The 21,944-nt window shown below is 68.0% G+C and carries 15 protein-coding genes, 3 rRNA genes and 1 pseudogene; 6 read left to right on the top strand and 13 right to left on the bottom strand.

The window, feature by feature from the left end:
• Positions 1 to 3 precede the first annotated feature (3 nt).
• From SCK26_RS28980 to SCK26_RS28960, 6 genes and pseudogenes are all read right to left on the bottom strand, one after another.
• Positions 4 to 777: a tetratricopeptide repeat protein gene (locus SCK26_RS28980; protein ID WP_318206119.1), complete on the bottom strand. Its 774-nt coding sequence runs from the start codon at positions 775 to 777 to the stop codon at positions 4 to 6.
• Positions 778 to 792: 15 nt separating this feature from the next.
• A pseudogene (locus SCK26_RS38035) lies at positions 793 to 1,626 on the bottom strand (tetratricopeptide repeat protein); the annotation flags it as partial.
• A 93-nt stretch (positions 1,627 to 1,719) separates the two neighbouring features.
• Positions 1,720 to 1,836 (bottom strand): 5S ribosomal RNA (gene rrf, locus SCK26_RS28975).
• Between the two features lie 109 nt (positions 1,837 to 1,945).
• Positions 1,946 to 5,067 (bottom strand): 23S ribosomal RNA (locus SCK26_RS28970).
• A 296-nt stretch (positions 5,068 to 5,363) separates the two neighbouring features.
• Positions 5,364 to 6,890, bottom strand: a 16S ribosomal RNA gene (locus tag SCK26_RS28965).
• The 16S, 23S and 5S rRNA genes sit together here, the layout of an rRNA operon.
• Positions 6,891 to 7,499: 609 nt before the next feature.
• Entirely contained in the window at positions 7,500 to 8,150 is a 651-nt protein-coding gene (locus SCK26_RS28960) for a DNA-3-methyladenine glycosylase (RefSeq protein ID WP_318204279.1), read from the bottom strand.
• Between the two features lie 108 nt (positions 8,151 to 8,258).
• Here SCK26_RS28960 and SCK26_RS28955 point away from each other — a divergent pair, with 108 nt between their 5' ends.
• From SCK26_RS28955 to SCK26_RS28945, 3 genes are all read left to right on the top strand, one after another.
• Positions 8,259 to 9,041: a sporulation protein gene (locus SCK26_RS28955; RefSeq protein WP_318204278.1), complete on the top strand. Its 783-nt coding sequence runs from the start codon at positions 8,259 to 8,261 to the stop codon at positions 9,039 to 9,041.
• 44 nt (positions 9,042 to 9,085) lie between these two features.
• The gene (locus SCK26_RS28950; RefSeq protein WP_318204277.1) at positions 9,086 to 9,625 is read left to right on the top strand and encodes a YbhB/YbcL family Raf kinase inhibitor-like protein; all 540 of its coding nucleotides are present in this window, start codon (positions 9,086 to 9,088) and stop codon (positions 9,623 to 9,625) included.
• 167 nt (positions 9,626 to 9,792) lie between these two features.
• On the top strand, positions 9,793 to 10,299 hold the full coding sequence (locus tag SCK26_RS28945; RefSeq protein ID WP_318204276.1) for an HNH endonuclease: 507 nt from the start codon (positions 9,793 to 9,795) through the stop codon (positions 10,297 to 10,299).
• Between the two features lie 95 nt (positions 10,300 to 10,394).
• Here the strand turns inward: SCK26_RS28945 and SCK26_RS28940 are convergent, their stop codons facing one another.
• The 3 genes from SCK26_RS28940 to SCK26_RS28930 all read right to left on the bottom strand — a co-directional run bounded on the left by SCK26_RS28940 (position 10,395) and on the right by SCK26_RS28930 (position 12,749).
• Entirely contained in the window at positions 10,395 to 11,339 is a 945-nt protein-coding gene (locus SCK26_RS28940; protein WP_318204275.1) for an SPFH domain-containing protein, read from the bottom strand.
• A gap of 123 nt (positions 11,340 to 11,462) precedes the next feature.
• Complete coding sequence (locus tag SCK26_RS28935) at positions 11,463 to 11,891, bottom strand: NfeD family protein (protein ID WP_318204274.1); 429 nt, start codon at positions 11,889 to 11,891, stop codon at positions 11,463 to 11,465.
• Positions 11,892 to 11,951: 60 nt separating this feature from the next.
• Positions 11,952 to 12,749 (bottom strand): ABC transporter ATP-binding protein, encoded by a 798-nt coding sequence (locus tag SCK26_RS28930; RefSeq protein ID WP_030619876.1) that lies wholly within the window; start codon positions 12,747 to 12,749, stop codon positions 11,952 to 11,954.
• Between the two features lie 149 nt (positions 12,750 to 12,898).
• Here SCK26_RS28930 and SCK26_RS28925 point away from each other — a divergent pair, with 149 nt between their 5' ends.
• Entirely contained in the window at positions 12,899 to 13,687 is a 789-nt protein-coding gene (locus tag SCK26_RS28925) for a hypothetical protein (RefSeq protein WP_318204273.1), read from the top strand.
• Between the two features lie 246 nt (positions 13,688 to 13,933).
• Here the strand turns inward: SCK26_RS28925 and SCK26_RS28920 are convergent, their stop codons facing one another.
• The 3 genes from SCK26_RS28920 to SCK26_RS28910 all read right to left on the bottom strand — a co-directional run bounded on the left by SCK26_RS28920 (position 13,934) and on the right by SCK26_RS28910 (position 16,122).
• Positions 13,934 to 14,173 (bottom strand): chaplin, encoded by a 240-nt coding sequence (locus SCK26_RS28920; protein ID WP_318206118.1) that lies wholly within the window; start codon positions 14,171 to 14,173, stop codon positions 13,934 to 13,936.
• Between the two features lie 169 nt (positions 14,174 to 14,342).
• Positions 14,343 to 14,984 carry a response regulator transcription factor gene (locus SCK26_RS28915; RefSeq protein ID WP_318204272.1) on the bottom strand — a complete coding sequence of 214 codons (642 nt, stop codon included), beginning with the start codon at positions 14,982 to 14,984 and terminating at the stop codon, positions 14,343 to 14,345.
• Positions 14,977 to 16,122: a GAF domain-containing sensor histidine kinase gene (locus SCK26_RS28910; RefSeq protein ID WP_318204271.1), complete on the bottom strand. Its 1,146-nt coding sequence runs from the start codon at positions 16,120 to 16,122 to the stop codon at positions 14,977 to 14,979. Before SCK26_RS28910 ends, SCK26_RS28915 begins: the two co-directional genes overlap by 8 nt.
• Before the next feature lie 526 nt (positions 16,123 to 16,648).
• Between SCK26_RS28910 and SCK26_RS28905 the strand changes: the two genes are divergently transcribed.
• Positions 16,649 to 17,377: a transglycosylase SLT domain-containing protein gene (locus SCK26_RS28905; protein WP_318204270.1), complete on the top strand. Its 729-nt coding sequence runs from the start codon at positions 16,649 to 16,651 to the stop codon at positions 17,375 to 17,377.
• Positions 17,378 to 17,474: 97 nt separating this feature from the next.
• Here the strand turns inward: SCK26_RS28905 and SCK26_RS28900 are convergent, their stop codons facing one another.
• A complete protein-coding gene (locus SCK26_RS28900; protein WP_318204269.1) occupies positions 17,475 to 20,129 on the bottom strand; it encodes an FHA domain-containing protein in 2,655 nt (884 codons plus the stop codon).
• 590 nt (positions 20,130 to 20,719) lie between these two features.
• Here SCK26_RS28900 and serB point away from each other — a divergent pair.
• A complete protein-coding gene (gene serB / locus SCK26_RS28895; protein WP_318204268.1) occupies positions 20,720 to 21,943 on the top strand; it encodes a phosphoserine phosphatase SerB in 1,224 nt (407 codons plus the stop codon).
• Position 21,944: the final 1 nt, after the last annotated feature.

Raw genomic sequence — 21,944 nt, 5'->3', positions numbered from 1 at the left:
GCATCAGTGCTTGTCGTCCTCCTCCGGCGCGGCGTCCGCGGAGCCGGCCGCTTCGGCTTCCTCGGGCTCGTCGGACTCGGGCTCGTCGGAGGCGTCCTCGGCGAGGGCGTCGACGAACTCCACGCCGTCCAGCTCGGCGAGCCGGTCGGAGGCGTCCGTGCTGCCGTCCCGGTCCGCCTCGACGGCCTTCGCGAACCACTCCCGCGCCTCGCCCTCCCGGCCGGCGGCCAGCAGGGCGTCGGCGTAGGCGTAGCGCAGGCGCGCGGTCCACGGCTGCACCGAGTTCGACGCCAGCTCCGGGCTCTGCAGGGTCACGATGGCCGCGTCCAGCTGGCCCATGTCACGCCGGGCACCGGCGGCGACGAGCCGCATCTCCACCTGGCCGGCCTTGTCCAGCTTGTGGACCTCGGGGGCGCCGGCCATCTCCAGCGCCTTCTCCGGCCGGCCGAGACCGCGCTCGCAGTCGGCCATCACCGGCCACAGCTCGACGGCGCCGGTCATCCGCCGGGCGGCCCGGAACTCGGCGAGCGCCTCGCTGTACTTCTGGCTCGCGTACGCGGCGAATCCGGCGGCCTCGCGCACGGCGGCCACGCGGGACGCCAGGCGGAGGGCGACCTTGGAGTAGGCGTAGGCGCCCTCGGGGTCCTCGTCGATCAGCCGGGCGACCATCACCAGGTTCTTGGCGACGTCCTCGGCGAGCGTCTTGGGCAGGCTCTGCAGCTCCTGCCGGACGTCCCTGTCGATCTCGTCACCGGTGACGTCCTCCGGGATCGGCAGCCGCTTGATCGGCTCGCGGTCCCGGTCCCGCTCGTCGCGGAACCGGCTCCCGCCACGGCGGTCGTCCCTGCGGTCGTCACGACGGTCGTCCCGGCCGTCACGCCCCCGGAAGCCACCACCCGGCCGGCCACCGCGGTCGTCCCTGCCGGGCCCACGGCCGCCACGGTCGTCACGGCCCCGGAAACCACCGCGCTGGTCGTCGCGGCGGTCGTCACGCCGGTCGTCCCGGCGGAAGCCGCCACGGTCGTCATCGCGGCGGTCGTCGCGGCGGAAGCCACCGCGGTCGTCGCGCCGGCTGTCGTCGCGGCGGAAGCCGCCACGGTCGTCGCCACGGCGGTCGTCCCGACGGTCGTCACGGCGGTCGTCACGGCCTCGGAAAGCACCGCGCTGGTCGTCACGGCGGTCGTCTCGGCGGTCATCGCGGCGGTAGCCGCCGCGGTCGTCGTCGCGGCGGTAGGAGGGGCGGTCGCTCCGGCTGTCGTCCCGGCGGAAACCACCACCGCGCTGGTCGTCGCGACGCTCGTCGCGGCGGAAGCCACCGCGCTCGCCACGGTCCCGGTCGTCCCGCTGGAACCCCGGCCGCGCACCCCGATCGCCCTCACGACGGAACCCGCCACCACGACGGTCATCGCCCCGACGGTCATCACGACGGTCATCGCGACGGTCGTCACGCCGGCCGTAACCGCCACGGTCGTTGGTGCCACGGTCGTTGGTGCCGCGGTCGTTGGTGCGGCGCTCGTTGTCCCGGCGGTCGTTGTCCCGCCGGAAGCCGCCGCGGTCACCCCGGTCACCACTGTCCCGTCGCCGCTGGTCGCGCTCCGGACGGTCGCCGGGAGAGTTGGTGGACATGGTGACTCCTGTCTGTGGTACCTCAAGCATTGTAAAAACAAAAGGACCCCTGGTCCCAGCTGAACGCTGGTGACCAGGGGTCCTCCAAAGATTGTTCGGCGGTGTCCTACTCTCCCACAGGGTCCCCCCTGCAGTACCATCGGCGCTGTGAGGCTTAGCTTCCGGGTTCGGTATGTAACCGGGCGTTTCCCTCACGCTATGACCACCGAAACCCTAATGGTTTCGAGCGAACAAGCACACTTTTTACTTGTGTTTCAGTTCAGCTCTGAACCGGCAACCGTTCGTTGCCTCAGAACATACACAGTGAACGCGAGCATCAATGGACAAGCCCTCGGCCTATTAGTACCAGTCAACTCCACCCGTTACCAGGCTTCCATATCTGGCCTATCAACCCAGTCGTCTACTGGGAGCCTTACCCCATCAAGTGGGTGGGAGTCCTCATCTCGAAGCAGGCTTCCCGCTTAGATGCTTTCAGCGGTTATCCCTCCCGAACGTAGCCAACCAGCCATGCCCTTGGCAGAACAACTGGCACACCAGAGGTTCGTCCGTCCCGGTCCTCTCGTACTAGGGACAGCCCTTCTCAAGACTCCTACGCGCACAGCGGATAGGGACCGAACTGTCTCACGACGTTCTAAACCCAGCTCGCGTACCGCTTTAATGGGCGAACAGCCCAACCCTTGGGACCGACTCCAGCCCCAGGATGCGACGAGCCGACATCGAGGTGCCAAACCATCCCGTCGATATGGACTCTTGGGGAAGATCAGCCTGTTATCCCCGGGGTACCTTTTATCCGTTGAGCGACGGCGCTTCCACAAGCCACCGCCGGATCACTAGTCCCGACTTTCGTCCCTGCTCGACCCGTCGGTCTCACAGTCAAGCTCCCTTGTGCACTTACACTCAACACCTGATTGCCAACCAGGCTGAGGGAACCTTTGGGCGCCTCCGTTACCCTTTAGGAGGCAACCGCCCCAGTTAAACTACCCATCAGACACTGTCCCTGATCCGGATCACGGACCCAGGTTAGACATCCAGCACGACCAGACTGGTATTTCAACGACGACTCCACCCACACTGGCGTGCGAGCTTCACAGTCTCCCAGCTATCCTACACAAGCCGAACCGAACACCAATATCAAACTGTAGTAAAGGTCCCGGGGTCTTTCCGTCCTGCTGCGCGAAACGAGCATCTTTACTCGTAGTGCAATTTCACCGGGCCTATGGTTGAGACAGTCGAGAAGTCGTTACGCCATTCGTGCAGGTCGGAACTTACCCGACAAGGAATTTCGCTACCTTAGGATGGTTATAGTTACCACCGCCGTTTACTGGCGCTTAAGTTCTCAGCTTCGCCACACCGAAATGTGACTAACCGGTCCCCTTAACGTTCCAGCACCGGGCAGGCGTCAGTCCGTATACATCGCCTTACGGCTTCGCACGGACCTGTGTTTTTAGTAAACAGTCGCTTCTCGCTGGTCTCTGCGGCCACCCCCAGCTCAGAGCGCAAAGCTCATCACCAGGTGTGGCCCCCCTTCTCCCGAAGTTACGGGGGCATTTTGCCGAGTTCCTTAACCATAGTTCACCCGAACGCCTCGGTATTCTCTACCTGACCACCTGAGTCGGTTTAGGGTACGGGCCGCCATGAAACTCGCTAGAGGCTTTTCTCGACAGCATAGGATCATCCACTTCACCACAATCGGCTCGGCATCAGGTCTCACCCTGCAAGAGTGGCGGATTTGCCTACCACTCGGGCTACACCCTTACCCCGGGACAACCACCGCCCGGGATGGACTACCTTCCTGCGTCACCCCATCACTCACCTACTAACCGCTTGGTCCGGCGGCTCCACCACTTTCCATTCCCCGAAGGGTCCGGAACGGCTTCACGGCCTTAGCATCACGATGCTCGATGTTTGACGCTTCACAGCGGGTACCGGAATATCAACCGGTTATCCATCGACTACGCCTGTCGGCCTCGCCTTAGGTCCCGACTTACCCTGGGCAGATCAGCTTGACCCAGGAACCCTTAGTCAATCGGCGCAAACGTTTCTCACGTTTGTATCGCTACTCATGCCTGCATTCTCACTCGTCAACCGTCCACGACTACCTTCCAGTGCCGCTTCACCCGGCAGACGACGCTCCCCTACCCATCACAGCACCCGTTGGGGCTTATTGCTGCAATGACACGACTTCGGCGGTACGCTTGAGCCCCGCTACATTGTCGGCGCGGAATCACTAGACCAGTGAGCTATTACGCACTCTTTCAAGGGTGGCTGCTTCTAAGCCAACCTCCTGGTTGTCTGTGCGACTCCACATCCTTTCCCACTTAGCGTACGCTTAGGGGCCTTAGTCGATGCTCTGGGCTGTTTCCCTCTCGACCATGGAGCTTATCCCCCACAGTCTCACTGCCGCGCTCTCACTTACCGGCATTCGGAGTTTGGCTAAGGTCAGTAACCCGGTAGGGCCCATCGCCTATCCAGTGCTCTACCTCCGGCAAGAAACACACGACGCTGCACCTAAATGCATTTCGGGGAGAACCAGCTATCACGGAGTTTGATTGGCCTTTCACCCCTAACCACAGGTCATCCCCCAGGTTTTCAACCCTGGTGGGTTCGGTCCTCCACGAAGTCTTACCTCCGCTTCAACCTGCCCATGGCTAGATCACTCCGCTTCGGGTCTTGAGCGTGCTACTAAAACGCCCTATTCGGACTCGCTTTCGCTACGGCTTCCCCACCCGGGTTAACCTCGCAACACACCGCAAACTCGCAGGCTCATTCTTCAAAAGGCACGCAGTCACGAGAACAAGGCAAGCCTCGTTCCGACGCTCCCACGGCTTGTAGGCACACGGTTTCAGGTACTATTTCACTCCGCTCCCGCGGTACTTTTCACCATTCCCTCACGGTACTATCCGCTATCGGTCACCAGGGAATATTTAGGCTTAGCGGGTGGTCCCGCCAGATTCACACGGGATTTCTCGGGCCCCGTGCTACTTGGGTGTTTCTCAAACGAGCCGCTGATGTTTCGACTACGGGGGTCTTACCCTCTACGCCGGACCTTTCGCATGTCCTTCGCCTACATCAACGGTTTCTGACTCGTCGACCAGCCGGCAGACTGATCAAGAGAAATCCCACAACCCCGTATACGCAACCCCTGCCGGGTCTCACACGCATACGGTTTGGCCTCATCCGGTTTCGCTCGCCACTACTCCCGGAATCACGGTTGTTTTCTCTTCCTGAGGGTACTGAGATGTTTCACTTCCCCTCGTTCCCTCCACACTGCCTATGTGTTCAGCAGCGGGTGACAGCCCATGACGACTGCCGGGTTTCCCCATTCGGAAACCCCCGGATCAAAGCCTGGTTGACGACTCCCCGGGGACTATCGCGGCCTCCCACGTCCTTCATCGGTTCCTGGTGCCAAGGCATCCACCGTGCGCCCTTAAAAACTTGGCCACAGATGCTCGCGTTCACTGTGTAGTTCTCAAACAACGACCAGCCACCCATCACCCCAGACCAAAGGTCCGAGTGCACTGGGGCCGGCAACTGAGGAAGTTCGCTCCCTCAGACACCCAACAGCGTGCCCGACACCCTCATCCCTTCGCTCGTTCCGTTCCACGCCGAAGCAGTACTAGGAAGAGCAGCAGGTCAAAAGTGCCGAGTAGTCAACGTTCCACCCATGAGCTAACCACCGTCGATCATTCGCCGACGTAGTGGCTCTGGCTGCCTCGCGGCAGCTAGATGCTCCTTAGAAAGGAGGTGATCCAGCCGCACCTTCCGGTACGGCTACCTTGTTACGACTTCGTCCCAATCGCCAGTCCCACCTTCGACAGCTCCCTCCCACAAGGGGTTGGGCCACCGGCTTCGGGTGTTACCGACTTTCGTGACGTGACGGGCGGTGTGTACAAGGCCCGGGAACGTATTCACCGCAGCAATGCTGATCTGCGATTACTAGCGACTCCGACTTCATGGGGTCGAGTTGCAGACCCCAATCCGAACTGAGACCGGCTTTTTGAGATTCGCTCCACCTCACGGTATCGCAGCTCATTGTACCGGCCATTGTAGCACGTGTGCAGCCCAAGACATAAGGGGCATGATGACTTGACGTCGTCCCCACCTTCCTCCGAGTTGACCCCGGCGGTCTCCCGTGAGTCCCCAGCACCACAAGGGCCTGCTGGCAACACGGGACAAGGGTTGCGCTCGTTGCGGGACTTAACCCAACATCTCACGACACGAGCTGACGACAGCCATGCACCACCTGTACACCGACCACAAGGGGGGCACTATCTCTAATGCTTTCCGGTGTATGTCAAGCCTTGGTAAGGTTCTTCGCGTTGCGTCGAATTAAGCCACATGCTCCGCCGCTTGTGCGGGCCCCCGTCAATTCCTTTGAGTTTTAGCCTTGCGGCCGTACTCCCCAGGCGGGGCACTTAATGCGTTAGCTGCGGCACGGACAACGTGGAATGTTGCCCACACCTAGTGCCCACCGTTTACGGCGTGGACTACCAGGGTATCTAATCCTGTTCGCTCCCCACGCTTTCGCTCCTCAGCGTCAGTATCGGCCCAGAGATCCGCCTTCGCCACCGGTGTTCCTCCTGATATCTGCGCATTTCACCGCTACACCAGGAATTCCGATCTCCCCTACCGAACTCTAGCCTGCCCGTATCGACTGCAGACCCGGGGTTAAGCCCCGGGCTTTCACAACCGACGTGACAAGCCGCCTACGAGCTCTTTACGCCCAATAATTCCGGACAACGCTTGCGCCCTACGTATTACCGCGGCTGCTGGCACGTAGTTAGCCGGCGCTTCTTCTGCAGGTACCGTCACTTTCGCTTCTTCCCTGCTGAAAGAGGTTTACAACCCGAAGGCCGTCATCCCTCACGCGGCGTCGCTGCATCAGGCTTTCGCCCATTGTGCAATATTCCCCACTGCTGCCTCCCGTAGGAGTCTGGGCCGTGTCTCAGTCCCAGTGTGGCCGGTCGCCCTCTCAGGCCGGCTACCCGTCGTCGCCTTGGTGAGCCGTTACCTCACCAACAAGCTGATAGGCCGCGGGCTCATCCTGCACCGCCGGAGCTTTACAGCCTCCACCATGCGATGGAAGCTCATATCCGGTATTAGACCCCGTTTCCAGGGCTTGTCCCAGAGTGCAGGGCAGATTGCCCACGTGTTACTCACCCGTTCGCCACTAATCCCCTCCCGAAGGAGGTTCATCGTTCGACTTGCATGTGTTAAGCACGCCGCCAGCGTTCGTCCTGAGCCAGGATCAAACTCTCCGTGAATGTTTTCCCGTAATCGGGATGACACATCACGAGAGCGGTGCGAGAGGAGGAATAGTCCTCTCGCACACAGCGTCCTCGCTGTGTTTTTTCAAAGGAACCTCGTCCCGGTCGTGATGACCGGAGACGGGGTATCAACATATCTGGCGTTGACTTTTGGCACGCTGTTGAGTTCTCAAGGAACGGTCGCTTCCTTTGTACTCACCCTCTCGGGCTTTCCTCCGGGCGCTTCCCTTCGGTCTTGCGTTTCCGACTCTATCAGATCTTTTCTCGATCCGATTTCCTCGGTGCTTTCCAGGTTCCCGCTCTCGCGTTTCCCTTTCCGGCGGTTCCGACTCTATCAGATCCTTTCGGCGTCCGATTCCCTGTCGGCGGGATTGCCTTGGGGCTTTCGGCTTTCGCCGTTCGCCCTTTCGACATTCACTACGCTAGCCGATTCCCTCGGAGTCTCATAATCGAGTCTCGCGAGTTCGAATTCGAGCGCGCGAGCGCGCCGAAAACAACCCCGTATGAGGGGGTGGAGCTGGGCAGTGGGTTGGCCGCTCCGGCTGCAGGCATACGCCGTACCCGGTTCAGCGGCTCGGGCCACATTACGCACTCCGGCCGGCCGCGTCAACCTCGTCGGCGCCTCGGCACGTGGGCCCGGTAGGGGCTGACGGTGGGGTCGTCCGCCACCCAGTAGCGCCACGGGTGGAGGTCCCCGTCGCCGCCCTCGCCCGCGACACCGGTGCGGGGACCACTGCGTACCTGGTCGGAGGGGATCGGCGCGCCGGTCAGTATCCGCAGCGGGGTCTCGCCCGGGGCGCAGGCGTCCGTGCCGTCCAAGGCCCGGTCGATCCCCAGGGCCGTCGCGAGCCGGGCGGGACCCTTGGCCAGTTCCTTGTCGTTCCGGGCCGAAAGACGTCGCTTGCGGGCCAGCTCGGCGCCTTCCACCACCTCGCCGGCGCGCAGCAGTACGGCGCTCGCCCGGCCCTCGGGTCCGCAGACCAGGTTCATGCAGTGCCACATGCCGTAGGTGAAGTAGACGTACACGTGTCCGGGCTCGCCGAACATCACGGCGTTGCGGGCGGTGCGGCCTCGGTAGGCGTGCGAGCCGGGGTCGTTCGGGCCGTCGTAGGCCTCCACCTCGGTGAGGCGGACGGCGATCGGGCCGTCGGGTGTGGTCCGGACCAGGATGCGGCCGAGGAGGTCCGGGGCGACCTCCAGGACCGGGCGGTCGAAGAAGGTGCGGGGCAGTGGCGTACGGTCCGGGGGCGCGATCATGCCGTCCGAGGGTAGTCCAGAGGGTCTGAGGGTCTGTGGGGCCTGCGGAACCGGCCACGGGCGGATCGCGTTTGTACCGGTCGAGGGTCCATTCGTAAAGGGAGTGCCATGGCGTTCAAGAAGCTGCTCGCGAGCCTGGGGGCCGGCGGCGCGTCGGTGGAGACGGTGCTGACCGAGGTCAACGTCGTGCCGGGCGGTGTCGTCCAGGGTGAGGTGCGGATCCAGGGCGGGACGGTGAACCAGGCCATCGAGGGGCTGTCCGTCGGGCTCCAGGCCAAGGTCGAGGTGGAGAGCGGCGACCAGGAGTACAAGCAGGACATCGAGTTCACGAAGGTGCGGCTCGGCGGTGCCTTCGAGCTCCAGGCCGGTGCGGTGCACGCGGTGCCGTTCGGGCTGGAGATCCCCTGGGAGACGCCGATCACCATGATCGACGGGCAGGCGCTGCACGGGATGCACATCGGTGTGACCACCGAGCTGGCGATCGCGCGGGCCGTGGACTCCGGCGACCTGGACCCGGTCAACGTGCACCCGCTGCCGGCGCAGAAGGCGATCCTGGACGCCTTCGTCCAGCTGGGCTTCCGGTTCAAGAACGCGGACATGGAGCGCGGTCACATCCGGGGTACGCGGCAGCAGCTGCCGTTCTACCAGGAGATCGAGTTCTTCCCGCCGGCGCAGTACCGCGGTCTGAACCAGGTGGAGCTGAGCTTCGTGGCGGACGAGCGCGCGATGGACGTCGTGCTGGAGATGGACAAGAAGCCGGGTCTGTTCAGCGAGGGCTCGGACACCTACCGGTCCTTCCAGGTGGGGCTGAACGACTGGCAGGGGACCGACTGGGCGGCGTACCTCAACCAGTGGCTGTCCGAGGTCGGCAGCAAGCGCAACTGGTTCTAGGCTCGGAGCCGCTGGTTGCAGATCATCGATCAGGAGGTACCGAGGTGACCGAGCTCAAGCGGCGGCCGCTCCCCCATGACTTCCATCCGCCCGTTCCGTCGTTCACGGTGACGAGCGAGGACGTCAAGGAGGGTGCCACGCTCGCGGGCGCCCAGGTGTACGCGGAGGGCAACAGTTCGCCGCACCTGCGCTGGGAGGGCTTTCCGACGGAGACGAAGAGCTTCGCCGTGACCTGCTACGACCCGGACGCGCCGACCGGCAGCGGGTTCTGGCACTGGGTGCTGTTCGACATTCCGGCCTCGGTGACCGAGCTGCCGGCGGGTGTGGGCGGCGGCTCCTTCGAGGGGCTGCCCGAGGGTGCCGTGCACGCGCGGAACGACTACGGCACGAAGGACTTCGGCGGTGCCGCTCCGCCTCCCGGGGACGGCCCGCACCGGTACGTCTTCACGGTGTACGCGGTGGACCAGGAGAAGCTGGGTCCGGACGCGGACGCCTCGCCGGCCTTCGTCGGCTTCAACCTGCGGTTCCACACGATCGCGCGCGCCCAGCTGATCGGTGAGTACGAGAACCCCGCCGAGGGCTGAGCGCCGTAGCGCGATCCGGTTCGGCGTTCACTGAACGTTTGCCCGCCTCCTGTCTTGGAAGTGATCGGAGGCGGGCATTTTTATTGCGTTGTCCATCTCGGCGCGCCCGTCCAGAGTTGATCCGAGCCCGCCGGGGGGCGGGCAGGCGCACACGGGAGGTGGGCTGGATGCGTGACACGTTGGTCCTGAACGCGAGTTTCGAGCCGCTGTCGACGGTGTCCCTGAACCGAGCCGTGGTCCTGGTGCTCCAGGACAAGGCCGTGGTCGAGCAGGCCCACCCGGAACTGCGTATGCGCGGCGCGGACGTGGACATACCCGCGCCCCGGGTGATCCGGCTGTGCCGGTACGTACGGGTGCCGTTCCGAAGACGAGCGCCGTGGTCGCGGCGGGGAGTGCTGGTGCGCGACCGGTACCGGTGCGCGTACTGCGGGCGCCGGGCCACGACCGTGGACCATGTGGTGCCGCGGGCGCAGGGCGGGCAGGACACGTGGCTGAACACGGTGGCCGCGTGCGCGGAGGACAATCACCGGAAGGCGAACCGGACTCCGGACGAGGCCGGGATGACGCTGCTGCGGCAGCCGTTCGAACCCACTCCGGCCGATGCGATGTTGCTTTCGCTGGGGCAGGAGGAGTTCGCCGCGCTTCCCGAGTGGCTCGCCCGGGAAGCTGCCTAGGCGTCTGCCGGGTGCCGTCCGCCGGCGGCTGCGGGTCGCTTCCGGCTGGTCGCGCGGTTTCCCGCGCCCCGGTCGGGGCGCGGGTGCCCGTGGTCTCAGTCGATCGGGGGCTTCTCCCGGCGTTCCGTGCCGCCGTTGGAGCCGTTGTTGCCCGAACCGCCGCCCAGCGAGCCGAAGTTGCCCATGGCTCCGGAGAGGCCCTTGAGGGCGTCGCCGATTTCGCTCGGGACGATCCAGAGCTTGTTGGCGTCGCCCTCGGCGATCTTGGGGAGCATCTGGAGGTACTGGTAGGACAGCAGCTTCTGGTCCGGGTCACCGGCGTGGATGGCCTCGAAGACCGTACGCACGGCCTGGGCCTCGCCTTCGGCGCGCAGCGCGGCGGCCTTGGCCTCACCCTCGGCGCGCAGGATCTGGGACTGCTTCTCGCCCTCGGCGCGCAGGATCTCCGACTGCCGGACACCTTCGGCCTGGAGGATGGCGGCGCGCTTGTCCCGGTCGGCGCGCATCTGCTTCTCCATCGAGTCCTGGATGGAGGTGGGCGGCTCGATGGCCTTCAGCTCCACGCGGTTGACGCGGATGCCCCACTTGCCGGTGGCCTCGTCCAGGACGCCGCGCAGGGCGGCGTTGATCTCCTCGCGGGAGGTCAGGGTCCGTTCGAGGTCCATGCCGCCGATGATGTTGCGCAGGGTGGTGACGGTGAGCTGCTCGATCGCCTGGATGTAGCTGGCGACCTCGTAGGTGGCGGCCCGGGCGTCGGTGACCTGGTAGTAGATGACCGTGTCGATGTTCACGACCAGGTTGTCCTGGGTGATCACCGGCTGCGGCGGGAACGGTACGACCTGTTCTCGCAGGTCGATGCGGTTGCGGATGGTGTCGATGAACGGGACGACGATGTTGAGGCCCGCGTTCAGCGTCCGTGTGTAGCGGCCGAAGCGCTCGACGATGGCGGCGCTGGCCTGTGGGATGACTTGGATCGTCTTGATCAGGGCGATGAAGACCAACACCACCAGGATGATCAGGACGATGATGACCGGTTCCATCGTCGCTCCCCGTACCCTTCTCCGCCTCGGCGCCTTCGGCAGATCTCATGACTGTTGAGGATCTTGCTGGTCGAGTCTGTCAGACCGTGGGGCAACTCGTGTGCCGTTCCCCGTGAGTTGTCCTCACAGGACGATCGCGGTGGCCCCCTCGATGTCCACGACGTCCACCTCCTGGCCGACTTCGTAGGCGCGGCCGGTGTCGAGGGCGCGGGCCGACCAGACCTCTCCGGCGAGCTTGATCCGGCCGCCGGCCGCGTCGACCCGTTCGAGGACGACGGCCTGTCTGCCTTTCAGCGCCTCCACGCCGGTGGCGAGTTGAGGGCGCTGCCGGCCGTGCCGGGCGGCGATGGGCCGGACCACGGCGATGAGGGCGACGGAGACGGCGACGAACGCGAGGACCTGGATGACGGCGTCGAAGCCGAGCGCGGAGACGACCGCCGCCGCGACGGCTCCCACCGCGAGCATGCCGAACTCCGGCATGGCGGTGACCACCAGCGGGATCCCGAGTGCCGCCGCGCCGACGAGCCACCACACCCATGCGTCGATGTCCACATGGTCATGGTAGGGCCGCGGCCGGGCGGCGGACAGGGCGCGCAGGGGGGAGCGGCGGGGTCAGGACAGGGGCAGGCCCTGGGCGGTCCAGCGGTCGCCGACCTGCTCGACGACGAGCGGGAGGCCGAAGCAGAGGGAGAGGTTGCGGGAGGTCAGTTCCAGCTCGACGGGGCCGGCGGCGAGGACCTTGCCCTGGCGGATCATGAGGACGTGGGTGAAGCCGGGGGCGATCTCCTCGACGTGGTGCGTGACCATGATCATCGAGGGGGCGATGGGGTCTCGGGCGAGCCGGCCGAGGCGGCGGACCAGGTCCTCGCGGCCGCCGAGGTCGAGGCCGGCGGCGGGCTCGTCGAGCAGGAGCAGCTCGGGGTCGGTCATCAGGGCGCGGGCGATCAGGGTGCGCTTGCGCTCGCCCTCGGAGAGGGTGCCGAACTTGCGGTCCAGGTAGTCGCTCATGCCGAGGCGGTCGAGGAAGGCGCGGGCGCGCTGCTCGTCGACGTCCTCGTACTCCTCCTGCCAGCCGGCGGTCATGCCGTAGGCGGCGGTGAGGACGGTCTGCAGGACGGTCTGGCGCTTGGGGAGCTTGTCGGCCATGGCCATGCCGGCCATGCCGATGCGGGGGCGCAGCTCGAAGACGTCGGTGCCGGGCTTGCCGAGGGTCTCGCCGAGGATGGTGGCGGTGCCGGTGCTGGGGTAGAGGTAGCTGGAGGCGACGTTCAGGAGGGTGGTCTTGCCGGCGCCGTTGGGGCCGAGGATGACCCAGCGCTCGCCCTCCTTCACCGACCAGGAGACCTGGTCCACCAGAGCCCGGCCCTCGCGGACCACGGATACGTCCTGAAGCTCCAGAACATCGCTCATGAGCGCGTTGTCTCCCCTTGCAGTGTGGCCGGTCTCGGCTGTCGCGTACGCCTGTGGCTGGGGTTCCGCGCCGGCGGGCGCAGCCCTTATGAAATCTACGCCACGAGTGCCCCGCTCCATTCCATCGGTCCGGTCCTTAGGGTGGGGGCATGCTCTCGGAACCGCGTTCAGGACGCCTCGCAGCTTGGGGTAACGCCCTTTTGGCCGGACTCGTCGCTCCGGATGACGCCGCCCTCGCCATCGTGGGCGAGGACGCGGTGCACCGGGTGGAGGGGCTGCCCGGTGAGCCGGCGCCGGTCGGGCTGACGCTCGCGCTGGGACGGCTGCGCGCGCTCGGGGTGGGCGGGCTGCGGGTGGCGCTGCCGGCGCCGGGGCATCCGCTGGGGCTGAGCGGTCCGCCGGAGTTCAACGCGCGGGCGCTGGAGGCCGAGGAGGCGGTGGTCTGTCACGGTGCCGCGTTCGGGCTGGTGCCCGAGGTGTACGAGGCCGGGCCCGAGGGCGATGTGCACACCGAGGTGGTGTGGCGGGTGCTGCCGGTGCGCGAGGCGCCGCCGGCCGACGTGCCGTCGCTGGGCGAGGCCGAGCGGGAGCTGGCCGAGGCGTTGCGGGAGGCGACCGAGGTGCTGTCGAGGCTGGACGTCGCCGGGTCGGGGCCGATGGCACAGGCGGCGATCGACGCGTACCGGGCCCGGGCCGAGCGGGGCCGGGAGGTGCTGGCGCCGGGTTATCCGCCGCGTGCGGTGCGGGTGCTGGAGCTGGCGCAGCGGGTGGGGCTGCTGGTGTCGCTGGCGTACGGCAACGGGCACGGGGCCGCGGTCAGCTCCGCCGAGATGCGGGCGCGGGCCGAGGCGCTCAGGCCGGTGGAGCGGACGGCGCGGCGGGCGCAGGTGGCGGCGTACAACGCGTATGTGGAGGAGCGGGAGCGCGGGGCGCGCTAGGTGCTGTCGTCGGACTTCCGCCGTCCGTCCGGAGGACGGGCGGCGCGGCGTCGGGTGCGTGGTCCGGCGCCCCGGAGGGCTCGGGAGGTGCCGGGGCCCTGGTCCGGGCGGTGCGGCGAGGGGGCGTGGCGCGGCTTCGCGAGGCGGGCGGGAGTCCGGCGGCAGGGTCCGGACGCGTCCGGTGGACGGCCCCCGCAGGCCTCCCGGCGGGTCCGGGAGGCCTGCGGGTCGCTTCGCGGGCCTGGCTCAGTGGTTGAGGCCGAGGTTGCCGAAGGCCGGGTTCAGCACGCCGATGACGTTCACGCTGTTGCCGACCGCGTTCACCGGGACGTGCACCGGCACCTGGGCGACGTTGCCCGAGGCGACGCCCGGGGACCCGGCGGCCGCGCCGGCGGCGCCGCTCTGGGCGGAGGCGAGCCCCGCGCCGGCGGCCACCAGGCCACCCGCCACCATCGTCACGGCCGCTGCCTTCTTCAGGTTCTTCACTGTCTGCCCCTCCTGGACGTTCACCGCGGCGATCACCGCGGCACGCACTGGAGAACGGCGGAGACCACCCGGGGATGCGCCATCCGGGTGACATTCCCACGACGGTATGAATCTCAGCCCGGTCCGTGACGCCGCGTGTTGCCGCGGGTCACGGCCCGGCCGGGGCGTGTCAGTCGGCCACGCCGTTGCGTACGGCCCACAGCGCGGCCTGGGTGCGGTCGGCGAGGTCCAGCTTCATCAGGATGTTGGAGACGTGCGTCTTGACGGTCTTCTCGGAGAGGACGAGGGCGCGGGCTATCTCCCGGTTGGAGCGGCCGTCCGCGATCAGGCCGAGGACCTCGCGCTCCCGCTCGGTGAGCGACCCTCCCCTGCCCTGTCCGCCGCCCGCCTCCTCCCGGGAGAGCAGGGCGTCGGCGACCTCCGGCTGGAGCAGGACGTGTCCGGCGTGCACGGAGCGGATGGCGCCGGCGAGGGCGTCGGGGTCCACGTCCTTGTAGACGTATCCGGCGGCGCCCGCGCGCAGGGCCGGGACGACCGTGCGCTGCTCGGTGAAGCTCGTGACGATCAGCACGCGCGCGTGGTGGCCCAGTGCGCGCAGTCTGCGCAGCGCCTCGATGCCGTCCATGCCCGGCATCTTGATGTCCATGAGGACGACGTCGGGCCGCAGTTCCTCGGCGCGGGCCACTCCCTCGGCGCCGTCGGCGGCCTCGCCGACGACCTCTATGTCGTCCTGCACCTCCAGGAAGGTGCGCAGGCCCCGGCGGACGACCTGGTGGTCGTCGACCAGCAGCACCTTGATCGGTTCACCCACCGGGGACCTCCATCTCGATCGTGGTGCCCTTGCCGGGCGCCGATTGCACGGTCAGCGAGCCGCCGACCCCGCTGGTCCGGTCCCGCATGGAGACGAGGCCGAGGTGGCGTCCGGCGCGGCGGACCGCCGTGGGGTCGAAGCCGCCGCCGTCGTCGGTGACGCGCAGCACGGCGCCGTTGCCGCGCCGCCCCACGCTGACGTGGACGTGGGCCGCGCCGGAGTGCCGCAGGGCGTTGTGCAGGGCTTCCTGGGCGACCCGGAGCATGGCCTCCTCCTGGGCCGCGGGCAGGGCGCGGAAGCCGGTGCCGGCGAAGGTCACGCGGGCCGAGTGGGCGCGGTCGAGGACCTGTATCTGGGTGCGCAGGGTGGCGATCAGCCCGTCCTCCTCCAGCGCGGCGGGCCGCAGCTCCACGACGGCGGCGCGCAGTTCGTCGGCGGCCTCGGCGGCGAGCGAGGCCACCTGGTGCAGCTCGCCCTTGGCGCGGGCGGGGTCGCGGTCGACGAGCGCGGCCGCGGCCTGGGCGGTCAGGCGCAGCGAGAAGAGTTTCTGGCTGACCGCGTCGTGCAGTTCATGGGCGAGGCGGGAGCGTTCCTCGGCGATGGTCAGTTCGCGGCTGCGTTCGTAGAGGCGGGCGTTGGTGAGGGCGATGGCGGCGTGCTGGGCGAGGATGGAGAGCAGTTCCTCGTCGTCCTGGGTGAAGCCGCAGCTGCCCTCCGGCCTGGCGCGGCGCTTGTTGGCCAGGAAGAGGGCCCCGATGACCTCCTCGCCGTCCCTGATCGGCAGGCCCAGGAAGTCGGCCAGGTCGGGGTGGGCGTCCGGCCAGCCCTCGAAGCGGGGGTCCTTGCGCACGTCGGCGAGGCGCTCGGCCTTCGCCTCGCGCAGCATCGCGGCGAGGATGCCGTGCTGGCGCGGGAGCGGGCCGATGGCGCGCCACTGCTCCTCGCTGACGCCGTCCACGACGAACTGGGCGAAGCCGCCGTGGTCGTCGGGGACGCCGAGGGCGGCGTACTGGGCGTCGAGCAGCTCGCGGGCGGAGGCGACGATCGTCTTGAGGACGTCGCGCACCTCCAGGTGCCTGCTCATGGCCAGCAGCGCGGAACTCACCGCGGCGAGGCCGGACCGGGGGCCTTGACTCATGTCCTCACGGTACCGGCGGGGTCCGACAGCCCGGATCGGCCCGGTGCCGGCGGGGCCTGGTCCGCTGGTCCTAGGGCCGGTGGAGGACCCGGAGTGCCGGTGGCGGGGCCTGACACGCGCGCGTGCGTGGGGGTGTGGGTGCGCGTGGGTGTGACGAGGCCGGCGCCGGCCGTCTCCTCCTCCGGGAGTAGGGTCCTCACGCTGAGCGTTGCGGAAGCAACTCGCTGTGAGAGCTTTCGGTAATCCATGTGAGCCCGCGCATAGGGCCTGCATCACGTACGAAGGCGCATAGGAGAAGGACCCGGCCGCATGAACGGGATCGACGGTCCCGTCTGTCCTATTTTGCCCTTCCCTGATCCACTATCTCGGATCGTATGTCGCACCTTTGCCTGGGCATTTTGCGCCCGCTAAGAATTGCCTCGTCGCTCAGCGCCGCGGGTTACCACCGCGGCGTTCGTGTGGGAGGAGCCGATTCCCCCGGCGGACGCAGGAGCGACCTCCGCGCTATCGAAGAGGTCCATCAGCCATGCCCAAGAACATCCTCGCCCGAGCTCACAGTCGTACGCCGGCCAAGCAGCGGCAGATCGCCGCCGTCGCCGGTGTCGCCGTGTTCGGCACCGCCGCCCTCGCCCTGTCGGCCACCATCGGCCACGAGGACACCGTCACCACGGGCGCCCCGGCCGCGACCGCGCAGGTCGCCTCCGGCACCGTCCTGAAGAACGTCAAGGGCACTGTCACCGGCCGGCTCGCCGCCGCCCACGTCAAGCTCGACACCCTCGCGGCGCGGAAGAAGGCCGCCGACGACGCCGCCGACAAGGCCGCCGCGCAGAAGCAGGCCGCCGCCGCGAAGGCCGCCCGGCAGCACTCCGCCGTCCAGGCCGCCACCCGCTCCACCGAGCGTCTGCGCATCCAGCCGGTCGCCGCCAAGACGTACTCCAACAGCCTCGACGGCTGGATCCGGCAGGCCCTGTCCATCATGAAGGCCAGGGGCATCCCGGGCAGCTACAACGGGCTGCACCGCAACATCATGCGGGAGTCCTCCGGCAACCCCCTCGCCATCAACAACTGGGACATCAACGCCGTCAACGGCATCCCGTCCAAGGGCCTGCTCCAGGTCATCCCGCCGACCTTCACCGCGTACCACGTGGCCGGCACGTCCTGGAACATCTACGACCCGGTCGCCAACATCACCGCCGCCGCCAACTACGCGGCCCACCGGTACGGCTCGATCGACAACGTCAACAGCGCGTACTGAGGCCTGGCGCGGACCTCGACGACGCGAAGAGCCGAAGGGCGGCACCCCGGGACCGGGGCGCCGCCCTTCGGCGTCGTACGGGGGTGTGGCCGCGCGGTTACTTGCGCATGACCTCCGGCTCGTGGCGGCGCAGGAAGCGGGAGACGAAGAAGCCGCAGACCGCGCCGAGCGCGAGCAGCACGAGCATGTCCAGGCCCCAGGCCGAGGCCGCGTGGTCCCACAGCGGGTCGGTGCTGCCCGGGTCGTCGGTGTTCGGGGCGATGGCGTTGAAGTCCAGCGTGGTGCCGGCCGCGGCCACCGCCCAGCGGGACGGCATCAGGTACGAGAACTCGTTCACGCCGAGCGTGCCGTGCAGGGTGAACAGGCAGCCGGTGAAGACGACCTGGACGATCGCGAACATCACGAGCAGCGGCATGGTCTTCTCGGCGGTCTTCACCAGCGAGGAGATCACCAGGCCGACCATCATCGAGGTGAAGCCCAGCGCCATGATCGGCAGGCACAGCTCGATCAGCGTGGAGCCGCCGAGCACCAGGCCCTCGCCGGGGATCTCCCGGCTGGCGAAGCCGATGACGCCGACCAGCAGGCCCTGCAGCATGGTGACGGCGCCGAGCACGACCACCTTGGACATCAGGTACGCCGAGCGGGACAGGCCGGTCGCGCGCTCCCGCTCGTAGATCACCCGCTCCTTGATCAGCTCACGGACCGAGTTCGCGGCGCCCGCGAAGCACGCGCCGACGGCGAGGATCAGCAGGACGGTGGTGGCGGTGCCGTTCGGTGCGGGCAGGTGGGTCCTGGGGTTGACCGGGTTCGGCAGCAGCCCGCGGTCGTGCTGGATCAGCAGGCTGACCGCGCCGATGACCGCCGGCAGCAGCACCGTCAGCGCCAGGAAGCCCTTGTCGGAGGCGATGACCGCGACATAGCGCCGGACGAGGGTCATCAGCTGCGAGCCCCAGCTCTGCGGCTTGGGCGGCCTCAGCGCCTGCGGTACGGGCACGGGGCCGGTCTGCGGGGCGACGGCGTCGATCTCCGCCGCGTACATCTGGTAGTGCTGCGAGCCCTTCCAGCGGCCCGCCCAGTCGTAGTCGCGGTAGTTCTCGAAGGCGGAGAAGACGTCGGCCCAGCTGTCGTAGCCGAAGAAGTTGAGCGCCTCCTCGGGCGGGCCGAAGTAGGCGACGGCGCCGCCCGGCGCCATCACCAGCAACTTGTCGCACAACGCCAGCTCGGCCACCGAGTGGGTGACCACGAGGACCGTACGGCCGTCGTCGGCGAGGCCGCGCAGCAGCTGCATGACGTCGCGGTCCATGCCCGGGTCGAGGCCGGAGGTCGGCTCGTCCAGGAAGATCAGCGACGGCTTGGTGAGCAGTTCCAGGGCGACCGAGACGCGCTTGCGCTGGCCGCCGGAGAGCGAGGTGACCTTCTTGTCCTTGTGGATGTCGAGCTTCAGCTCGCGCAGCACCTCGTCGATGCGGGCGTCGCGCTCCTTGGCCGTGGTGTCGGCGGGGAAGCGCAGCTTGGCCGCGTACTTCAGGGCCTTCTTCACGGTCAGCTCGCGGTGCAGGATGTCGTCCTGCGGCACCAGGCCGATGCGCTGGCGCAGCTCGGCGAACTGCTTGTACAGGTTCCGGTTGTCGTACAGCACCTCGCCCTGGTTGGCGGGCCGGTAGCCGGTGAGCGCCTTGAGCAGGGTGGACTTGCCGGAGCCGGACGGGCCGATCACGGCGATCAGCGACTTCTCGGGAACGCCGAAGGAGACGTCCTTGAGGATCTGCTTGCCGCCGTCGACCGTGACGGTCAGGTGACGGGCCGAGAAGGAGACCTCACCGGTGTCGACGAACTCCTCGAGGCGGTCGCCGACGATGCGGAAGGTGGAGTGGCCGACGCCGACGATGTCGCTCGGGCCGAGCAGCGCCGAGCCGCCCTTCGGGATCGGCTGGCCGTTGACGTAGGTGCCGTTGTGCGAGCCGAGGTCACGGATCTCGAAGCGGCCGTCCGGCGTGGCGTGGAACTCGGCGTGGTTCCGGGAGACCTGGAGGTCGGAGACGACCAGGTCGTTCTCCAGGGCACGGCCGATGCGCATCACGCGGCCGAGCGCGAACTGGTGGAACGTGGTCGGGCTGCGGTCGCCGTAGACCGGCGGCACCCCCGCGCCACCACCGGGCGTCTTCTGGACGTACTGCTCCGCGGGCCCGGGCTGCTGCTGCGGGAACGCGGCGGGCTGCTGCCAGGCCGCGTGCGGGTCCTGGTGCGGAGCCGGGGCCTGGTGCGGAGCCGAGGCCTGGTGCGGAGCCGAGGCCTGGTGCGGTACGGCTTGCTGGTGGGCCGGGGCCTGGTGGGCGGGCGCCTGCTGGGGTACGGCCTGGTGGGCGGGGGCCTGCTGGGACCAGTCGGGGGCGCCGGCGGCCTGGGCCGCGTACGGAGCCGCCGGCTGCTGCTGCGGGGCCGGGCCGCCGACCGGTGCGGTGGCCGCCGAAAGGTTCAGCCGCGGGCCGTCGGTCGCGTTGCCGAGGTGCAGCGACGCACCGGGGACGATCTCCGTGTACTGGACCCGTCGGCCCTGCACATACGTGCCGTTGGTGCTGCCATGGTCCTCGATGACCCAACTGTGGCCGTTGAAGCTGACCGTGGCGTGCCGCCAGGAGACCCTGGCGTCGTCGAAGACGATGTCACCCTGCGGATCGCGGCCGAGGGTGTAAGGCCTGGACGGGTCGAGCGTCCAGGTCCGTCCGTTTGTTTCCAGTACGAGTTCCGGCACTCCATGCCCCACTGAGTTGTCCCCCGAATTACCCCCGTCGCGGGGAGTCTAGGGATGTCGAACATCGTGGGGAACTATTCCAGGCGTGGCCCCCTGACCGAAACCCGGGCCTTGCCAAGCGGTCTCCCGCACGCTCCAACTCGCCCTGGTGACGGGGGTGGACCGGGGTGGAGGGCGGCCCTCACGGCGAGGAGGACGAACGGTCCGCCGGCGCCTGCCGACGGCGGGCCCGGCGGGTGCGCCGGAGGACGCCCGGGGCCGGGGCCGGCGTCGGGTTCACGCCACTCGGTGCGGGGCGTGGCCGGTGTCGCGCGTTCGCCCGGCGCCCGGTGCCTCCCGGGCGGGGTGGGGACGGCGATCGGCGTGGGGCGTGGGTGGTGCGGGGCCGGCGCTTGCGCGTGGGGCCCGGGCGGGGTGGGGCGGCGGATGCTGGTGAGGCGTGGCACGCTCGTGGTGGGGCGGGCCGGAGCCGTGCCTCGCCGTCTCCCGGCGGCAAGGCTCCTGACACCGGGGCGCCGCCCATTGTTCCGTGTCCGTCAGGCGGACCTCGGCGGCGGGAGGCACTGGGTGCCGGATACGGTGGTGACACCATGAGCGCTTCGCAGACCTCCGCTTCGCAGACCCCCGAGGTCCCCACCCTCCTTGTCAAGATCTTCGGCAAGGACCAGCCGGGCATCACGGCGGGCCTCTTCGACACCCTCGCCGCCTACCTGGTCGACGTCGTCGACATCGAGCAGGTCGTCACCCGGGGCCGCCTGGTGCTGTGCGTCCTGGTGACCCAGCCGCCGGCCGGTCTGGAGGGCGACCTGCGGGCCACCGTGCACAGCTGGGCCGAGTCGATGAAGATGCAGGCCGAGATCATCTCCGGACACGGCGACAACCGTCCGCGCGGCCTCGGACGCTCCCTGGTGACCGTCCTGGGCCATCCGCTCACCGCCGAGTCGACGGCCGCGATCGCCGCCCGGATCGCGAAGGCCGGCGGCAACATCGACCGTATCTTCCGGCTCGCGAAGTACCCGGTGACGGCGGTGGAGTTCGCCGTGTCCGGGGTGGAGACCGAGCCGCTGCGCACGGCACTGGCCTCCGACGCCGCGGCACTGGGTGTCGACGTGGCGGTGGTCTCTGCGGGCCTGCACCGGCGGGCCCAGCGGCTGGTGGTCATGGACGTGGACTCGACCCTGATCCAGGACGAGGTCATCGAGCTGTTCGCGGCGCACGCCGGCTGCGAGGACCAGGTCGCCGAGGTGACCGCCGCGGCGATGCGCGGGGAGCTGGACTTCGAGCAGTCGCTGCACGCGCGGGTGGCGCTGCTGAAGGGGCTGGACGCGTCGGTGGTGGAGAAGGTGCGCCGGCAGGTCCGGCTGACGCCGGGTGCCCGCACCCTGATCCGCACCCTGAAGCGGCTGGGCTACCAGGTGGGCGTCGTCTCCGGTGGCTTCACCCAGGTCACCGACGATCTCAAGGAGCGGCTGGGTCTGGACTTCGCGCAGGCCAACACGCTGGAGATCGTCGACGGCAAACTGACCGGCCGGGTCGTCGGCGAGGTCGTGGACCGGGCGGGCAAGGCGCGGCTGCTGCGCCGGTTCGCGGCGGAGGCCGGGGTGCCGCTGTCGCAGACGGTGGCGATCGGTGACGGCGCCAACGACCTGGACATGCTGAACGCGGCGGGTCTGGGTGTGGCCTTCAACGCCAAGCCCGTGGTGCGGGAGGCAGCGCACACGGCGGTGAACTTCCCCTTCCTCGACACGGTCCTCTACCTCCTCGGTGTCACCCGGGAAGAGGTCGAGGCGGCCGACACGCACGACGAGGACTGAA

The organism is Streptomyces sp. SCL15-4 (genome assembly GCF_033366695.1).
Classification (GTDB): Bacteria; Actinomycetota; Actinomycetes; order Streptomycetales; family Streptomycetaceae; genus Streptomyces.
Note: the sequence above shows the minus strand (reverse complement) of the source record. Positions and strands in the feature narration are given on the sequence as shown.

What these genes read in the sequence shown, in the direction of transcription:
- SCK26_RS28945 (WP_318204276.1), top strand. Translation starts at nt 9,793, where the DNA reads ATGCGTGACACGTTGGTCCTGAACGCGAGTTTCGAGCCGCTGTCGACG.
- SCK26_RS28905 (WP_318204270.1), top strand. Translation starts at nt 16,649, where the DNA reads ATGCCCAAGAACATCCTCGCCCGAGCTCACAGTCGTACGCCGGCCAAG.
- SCK26_RS28960 (WP_318204279.1), bottom strand. Translation starts at nt 8,150, where the DNA reads ATGATCGCGCCCCCGGACCGTACGCCACTGCCCCGCACCTTCTTCGAC.
- serB (WP_318204268.1), top strand. Translation starts at nt 20,720, where the DNA reads ATGAGCGCTTCGCAGACCTCCGCTTCGCAGACCCCCGAGGTCCCCACC.
- SCK26_RS28930 (WP_030619876.1), bottom strand. Translation starts at nt 12,749, where the DNA reads ATGAGCGATGTTCTGGAGCTTCAGGACGTATCCGTGGTCCGCGAGGGC.
- SCK26_RS28910 (WP_318204271.1), bottom strand. Translation starts at nt 16,122, where the DNA reads ATGAGTCAAGGCCCCCGGTCCGGCCTCGCCGCGGTGAGTTCCGCGCTG.
- SCK26_RS28955 (WP_318204278.1), top strand. Translation starts at nt 8,259, where the DNA reads ATGGCGTTCAAGAAGCTGCTCGCGAGCCTGGGGGCCGGCGGCGCGTCG.
- SCK26_RS28940 (WP_318204275.1), bottom strand. Translation starts at nt 11,339, where the DNA reads ATGGAACCGGTCATCATCGTCCTGATCATCCTGGTGGTGTTGGTCTTC.
- SCK26_RS28925 (WP_318204273.1), top strand. Translation starts at nt 12,899, where the DNA reads ATGCTCTCGGAACCGCGTTCAGGACGCCTCGCAGCTTGGGGTAACGCC.